This window comes from Microbacterium sp. BF1 (assembly GCF_019279095.1).
GTDB lineage: Bacteria > Actinomycetota > Actinomycetes > Actinomycetales > Microbacteriaceae > Microbacterium > Microbacterium maritypicum.
Genome location: NZ_JAGYWT010000140.1, coordinates 1 through 5,635 on the forward strand (window position 1 = coordinate 1; position 5,635 = coordinate 5,635).

Below are 5,635 nucleotides of genomic sequence, written 5' to 3' on the forward strand. Positions count from 1 at the left end.
TCGTCGAGGGCGTGCCGCGCCGACTTCGAAGGTGCCGCCACCGGGGGTCGTGAGCGTCAGCGGATTCCACAGTGTCGGACAGGCCCTGTTCGGCCCCTTGGTGAGGGAGCTGTCGTCTTCCGAGAACGCGCCGACGGTGCAGCTCACCGACGAGGACGTCGCCCAGAGCGAGTTCCCCGCGCTCACCGCACGCTACGACCTCGTGCTCGCGCACCGCATGGAGCATTCCGAGCCCTGGCCCGATCAGGGCGTGCGCAGCCTCACGCTGATCCGCGAGCCGCTCGACGTCGCCGTCTCGCCGGCCCATCGCCTCGCCGATCGCGCGAACCTCACACCGGCCGACGTCGCGGGCGAGAGGTGGGTCACCAGTCGCATCGGATACTCCCCCGATGACGTGCTCCGTGCCGTGTCGGCGGTTGCTCGTCACCCCGTCGACATCCAGCACCGCATCAACGACTACGGCGCGGTGTCCGCGGTCGTGGCCGCGGGCGGGGTGATCGGGATGCTGCCCCGATTCACGTCACGCAGCGTCGACGACCGCGACATCGTGCGCATCCCGCTCGAGGGGGTGAGCACTCATCGGATGATCGACCTGCTCGCCCGTCCCGAGACTCTGCGTCGCCGATCGGTCCGCGTGGTCGTCGAAGCCCTCCGCGGGGTGATGACGCGCCTGAGCGAGGACGGATCCTGAGCACGCCGGGTCACGGTGGATAGGCTCGTGGGCATGACCGACGCCACGAATCCGCTGATGCAGCCGTCGACGCTCCCCTACGGGCTCCCCGACTACGGCGCGATCCGGCCCGAGCACTATCTCCCCGCGTTCCAGGCGGGTTTCCAGGAGCAGCTTCGCGAGATCGCCCGCATCACGATGGTGCGCTCGATGCCGACGTTCGAGAACACGATCGAGGCGCTGGAGAGATCAGGCGAACTGCTCGACCGCGTCGCGCACACCTTCTACACGGTGAGCTCGGCCGATGCGACGCCCGAGATCCAGGAGATCGATGAGCAGCTCGCACCGCTCATGGCCGCACACCAGGACGCGATCACGCTCGACGGTCAGCTCTACTGGCGGGTGCAGCGGGTGTACGAGCAGCGCGATGCCCTGGACCTCGACCCCGAGCAGCGCTACCTCGTGGAGCGCCATCACCGCGAGATGATGCACGCGGGTGCGAGTCTCGACGACGAGGACAAGGCACAGCTGACGGCGCTGAACCAGAAGCTGTCGACGCTCACCAACACCTTCGAGCGCAACCTGCTGAACGACACCAACGCCCTCGCCGTGGTGTTCGATGCCGCCGATGAACTCGACGGGCTGAGCGCGGGCGAGCTGTCCGCTGCCGCGCGCGCGGCGGCGGATCGGGGGCTCGACGGCAAGTACCTCATCACGCTGCCGCTGTTCAGCGGGCATCCCGCACTGGCTCAGCTGCGCGTGCGGGAGTCGAGGCGGCGCATCATGGCGGCCTCGCTCATGCGGGCCTCTCGGGACAACGCCAACGACAACCGACCGGTCCTGCGGGAGATCGTGCGGTTGCGCGCCGAACGCGCGAAGCTGCTCGGCTACGACTCGCACGCGGCCTATGTCACCGCCGATGAGACCGCGGGGACGCCGGATGCCGTGGAGAAGATGCTCCGCCGCCTCGCCGCCCCGTCCGCGCGCAACGCCCGCGCCGAGCGTGCCGCACTCCGGGCGATCGTCGACGAGACCGAGGCGTCGCCCTTCCCGGTCGAGGCACACGACTGGGCCTTCTACACGGAACGCGTGCGCACAGCCAGGTACGACATCGACTCCAGTGCGCTGCGCCCCTGGTTCGAGGCAGAGCGCGTCCTCCAGGACGGTGTCTTCTTCGCGGCGAACCGGCTCTACGGGGTGACCTTCTCCGAGCGCGAAGACCTCGCCGCGTACCACCCCGGCGCACGAGTCTTCGAGGTGCGCGACGCCGACGGAACCGCAGTCGGTCTCTACGTGCTCGATCTGTACACCCGCGACTCGAAGCGCGGCGGCGCCTGGATGAACGCCATCGTGAACCAGTCCCGACTGCGCGGCACGGCACCCGTCGTCGTCAACAACCTGAACGTGCCCCTCCCCGGAGACGGCGAGCCGACGCTGCTTACCCTCGACGAGGTGACCACGCTGTTCCATGAGTTCGGGCATGCGCTGCACGGACTCTTCGCGACCGTGACCTACCCGCACTTCGCCGGGACGAACGTGTTCCGCGACTTCGTCGAGTTCCCGAGCCAGGTGAACGAGATGTGGATCCTGTGGCCCGAGGTGCTCGACAACTACGCCCGGCACCACGAGACCGGTGCACCGCTCGACTCCGCGATCGTGGAGCGCCTGCAAGCGACCGAGACGTTCGACCAGGGGCATGCCACCAGCGAGTATCTGGCGGCGGCATGGCTGGATCAGGCATGGCATCGGCTGGGCACAGACGCACACGTCGACGACGTCGCCGCTTTCGAGGCTGCAGCGCTGACCGACATCGGACTCGACGATCCGGCCGTCCCGACCCGATACTCATCCACCTACTTCGCCCATGTGTTCTCCGGCGGCTACAGTGCCGGCTACTACTCGTACATCTGGAGCGAAGTGCTCGACGCCGACACGGTCGAGTGGTTCCGTGAGAGCGGCGGTCTGACGCGAGGCAACGGCGACCGATTCCGCCAGCGCCTGCTCGGAGTGGGCGGCTCGAAGGATCCGCTCGAGGCCTACCGCGACTTCCGCGGCCGCGATGCCGACATCGAACCCCTCCTGAAGCGCCGTGGACTGGGCTCGTGAGTCGTGAGACCCTGAGCGCATGAGTGCATTCCCCGACGCCCCCTTCGGTCCTGCCGACCGGCTCGACCTCGACGCCGTCCCCCTCGCCGTCATCCGACACAAAGGCATCCGCATCGCCGACCTCCCGGCCGCGTTCGACGCGAGCTACTCGGCGATCGCACTGACGTTCGCGGGCGACGTGTTGATCCCGACCGGCCCTGCGCTGGCGATCTACCACGGTGATCCGATGGGCGTGTTCGACCTCGAGATCGGTTACCCCGTGCAGTCGCCGCCCGATCATCCCATCCCGACCGCCAGCGGGAGTGTCATCGTCGCCTCGACCCTGCCCGAAGGCCCAGCGGTCGCGACGACCCTATTGGGTTCCTACGAAGAGCTCGGCGCCGCGTGGGCAGGGCTGGTCGAGCGCGCAGCGGCAGAAGGCCTCCGTCCCGGAGGCGTCTGGATCGAGGTCTACGTCTCCGACCCGAGCACCGCGCCGGCGGAGCTGCGCACCGATCTGCTCATGCAGACCGCCTGACCCGGGACCAGGCAGCGCCGCCTACTGCGGCGGTGCGGAGTGGCGATCCCCGCCCCACGCCGCGGCACCGGTCATCGTCCGAGCCAGTCCATCGCCTTGTACCAGGTGAGCTGGTGGTAGCTCTGCGAGAGGCGGTCACCGAGCCCGTCGAGCGACAGCACGTGCACGGCGATCGACTCGCCGTCGTCGAGCGACTGCTCCGCGACGCGCCGGCATCCTCGCGCGAGGAAGTGGTGCACGCGGTTGGTGTGGTTGCCGAAGTTGGCCCACGTCGCACCGAGCCCGATGAGGTCGTCGGACTCGAAGCCCGTTTCCTCGAGGAGTTCCCGGGCGGCCGCGTCTTCCGGCGACTCCCCGGGCTCCACTCCCCCGCCGATCGTGCCGATGGCCACGATGGCGGCGCCGTGACGGTACTCCTCGACGACGATCGCGTCGTCGTTCCCGTCGAGGGCCAGTACCGAGATCCAGTCGCCGTACTCCAGCACGTAGTACGGCGCTATCGACCGGCCGCTGGTGTCTTCGCAGTCGTCCGCACGGAGACGGATCCACTAGTCTTCGACGACCGTCCTGCGGGCGATCGTCGTCCAGGCGGCCGGCTCAGCGCTCACGCGCTCTTGCGCTTGCGCTCCATCACGATGGTGGGCGGTGCGCCTTCGTCGACGGCCGCGCGCGTGACGATGACCTTCGCGACGTCTTCCGCCGACGGGATCTCGAACATGATCGGTCCCAGCACGTCTTCCAGGATCGCGCGGAGTCCGCGGGCACCGGTCTTGCGCTCGACAGCGAGGTCGGCGATCGATCGCAGTGCATCCTCTTCGAACTCGAGCTGCACGCCGTCGATCTCGAACATGCGCTGGTACTGCTTCACCAGAGCGTTGCGCGGGCCGGTGAGGATGTCGATGAGCGCGGACTGGTCGAGAGGCGACACCGAGGTGACGACCGGAAGACGCCCGATGAACTCGGGGATGAGTCCGAACTTGTGCAGGTCTTCGGGGAGCACCTCGCTGAAGAGATCGAGGTCTTTGCCCTTGTCATGCAGCGGGGCGCCGAAGCCGATGCCGTGCTTGCCGACACGCGCCGACACGATGTCTTCCAGGCCTGCGAAGGCTCCGGCGACGATGAACAGCACGTTCGAGGTGTCGATCTGCAGGAACTCCTGATGCGGGTGCTTGCGGCCGCCCTGCGGCGGAACCGAGGCGACCGTGCCCTCGATGATCTTCAGGAGAGCCTGCTGCACGCCCTCCCCCGAGACGTCGCGGGTGATCGACGGGTTCTCGGCCTTGCGGGCGATCTTGTCTACCTCGTCGATGTAGATGATGCCCTGCTCCGCGCGCTTGACGTCGTAGTCCGCAGCCTGGATGAGCTTGAGGAGGATGTTCTCGACGTCTTCGCCGACGTAGCCGGCCTCGGTCAGCGCGGTGGCATCGGCCACGGCGAACGGGACGTTGAGGCGCTTCGCGAGCGTCTGTGCGAGGTAGGTCTTGCCGCATCCGGTCGGGCCGATGAGCAGGATGTTGCTCTTGGCGATCTCGACCTCTTCCGCCTTCTGCTCGGCGGTCTGCAGGGTGCCGTGCGCACGCACGCGCTTGTAGTGGTTGTAGACGGCGACGGCGAGGGCACGCTTCGCAGGCTCCTGGCCGACGACGTACTCCTCGAGGAACGCGAAGATCTCACGCGGCTTGGGAAGCTCGAACTCGGCGACCCCATCGGCTGACGACTCGGCCATGCGCTCTTCGATGATCTCGTTGCACAGTTCGACGCACTCGTCGCAGATGTACACGCCGGGGCCCGCGATGAGCTGCTGGACCTGCTTCTGACTCTTTCCGCAGAAAGAGCATTTGAACAGGTCAGCGCTTTCACCGATGCGTGCCATGCGCGTCCTCCTAGGGGGATCAGAGATCGTCCTTCGAGCCTAACCGCTGCATACGACACCGGGCCGCATTGGCGCGTAGTGCTTTGCGCATACCGGCGAGCTCTGGTCTGCGGCGAGTCGGATCCGGACTCACTGCGCGGGCAGGCACCCTCCGTCCATGATGTATCCGCCCGCCTCGACGCGGACCGCATCCTGACGCACCTCGCCGAACACGCACCCGCCCTCCGGCGCGCCGGCTCCGAACTCCACGGCAGCCTCGTCACCGCGGACCACGGCGCCCGGGAGGCCGATCTCCTGCAACGCCTGCTCGACGGCCCGGATCGAGATCTCGCCTTCCGTCCGCAGTGCTTCCAGACGCACACGCAGGTCGGCCACCGGCTGCACCGCTGCTGCCGCAGCCTCGTCAGAGAGCTCCATGCGATCCCGATATCGATCGTTCTGCGCCATGGCGTGATCTGGATCGTACGGC

The 5,635-nt window shown here is 67.8% G+C and carries 6 protein-coding genes; 3 read left to right on the forward strand and 3 right to left on the reverse strand.

Annotation, left to right across the window (positions count from 1 at the left end; translation table 11 throughout):
* The 3 genes from KZA10_RS06940 to KZA10_RS06950 form a co-directional block, all read left to right on the forward strand.
* A partial coding sequence (locus KZA10_RS06940) for a LysR substrate-binding domain-containing protein (protein ID WP_218682495.1) occupies positions 1–691 on the forward strand: 691 nt, incomplete at its 5' end.
* Between the two features lie 33 nt (positions 692–724).
* Entirely contained in the window at positions 725–2,776 is a 2,052-nt protein-coding gene (locus KZA10_RS06945) for a M3 family metallopeptidase (RefSeq protein WP_218682496.1), read from the forward strand.
* A gap of 19 nt (positions 2,777–2,795) precedes the next feature.
* The gene (locus KZA10_RS06950; RefSeq protein WP_141386152.1) at positions 2,796–3,293 is read left to right on the forward strand and encodes a GyrI-like domain-containing protein; all 498 of its coding nucleotides are present in this window, start codon (positions 2,796–2,798) and stop codon (positions 3,291–3,293) included.
* A 71-nt stretch (positions 3,294–3,364) separates the two neighbouring features.
* Here KZA10_RS06950 and KZA10_RS06955 read toward each other — a convergent pair whose 3' ends face one another.
* The 3 genes from KZA10_RS06955 to KZA10_RS06965 all read right to left on the reverse strand — a co-directional run.
* Positions 3,365–3,778: an NUDIX hydrolase gene (locus KZA10_RS06955; RefSeq protein ID WP_308289608.1), complete on the reverse strand. Its 414-nt coding sequence runs from the start codon at positions 3,776–3,778 to the stop codon at positions 3,365–3,367.
* A gap of 119 nt (positions 3,779–3,897) precedes the next feature.
* Positions 3,898–5,166, reverse strand: coding sequence for an ATP-dependent Clp protease ATP-binding subunit ClpX (gene clpX, locus KZA10_RS06960; protein ID WP_017830302.1), 1,269 nt, complete (start codon positions 5,164–5,166; stop codon positions 3,898–3,900).
* 129 nt (positions 5,167–5,295) lie between these two features.
* On the reverse strand, positions 5,296–5,635 hold a 340-nt coding region (locus KZA10_RS06965), incomplete at its 5' end, for a hypothetical protein (RefSeq protein ID WP_218682497.1).

Bases quoted from the DNA above. Each gene is read 5' to 3' on its own strand.
- KZA10_RS06945 (WP_218682496.1), top strand. From the start codon at position 725: ATGACCGACGCCACGAATCCGCTGATGCAGCCGTCGACGCTCCCCTAC.
- KZA10_RS06950 (WP_141386152.1), top strand. From the start codon at position 2,796: ATGAGTGCATTCCCCGACGCCCCCTTCGGTCCTGCCGACCGGCTCGAC.
- clpX (WP_017830302.1), bottom strand. From the start codon at position 5,166: ATGGCACGCATCGGTGAAAGCGCTGACCTGTTCAAATGCTCTTTCTGC.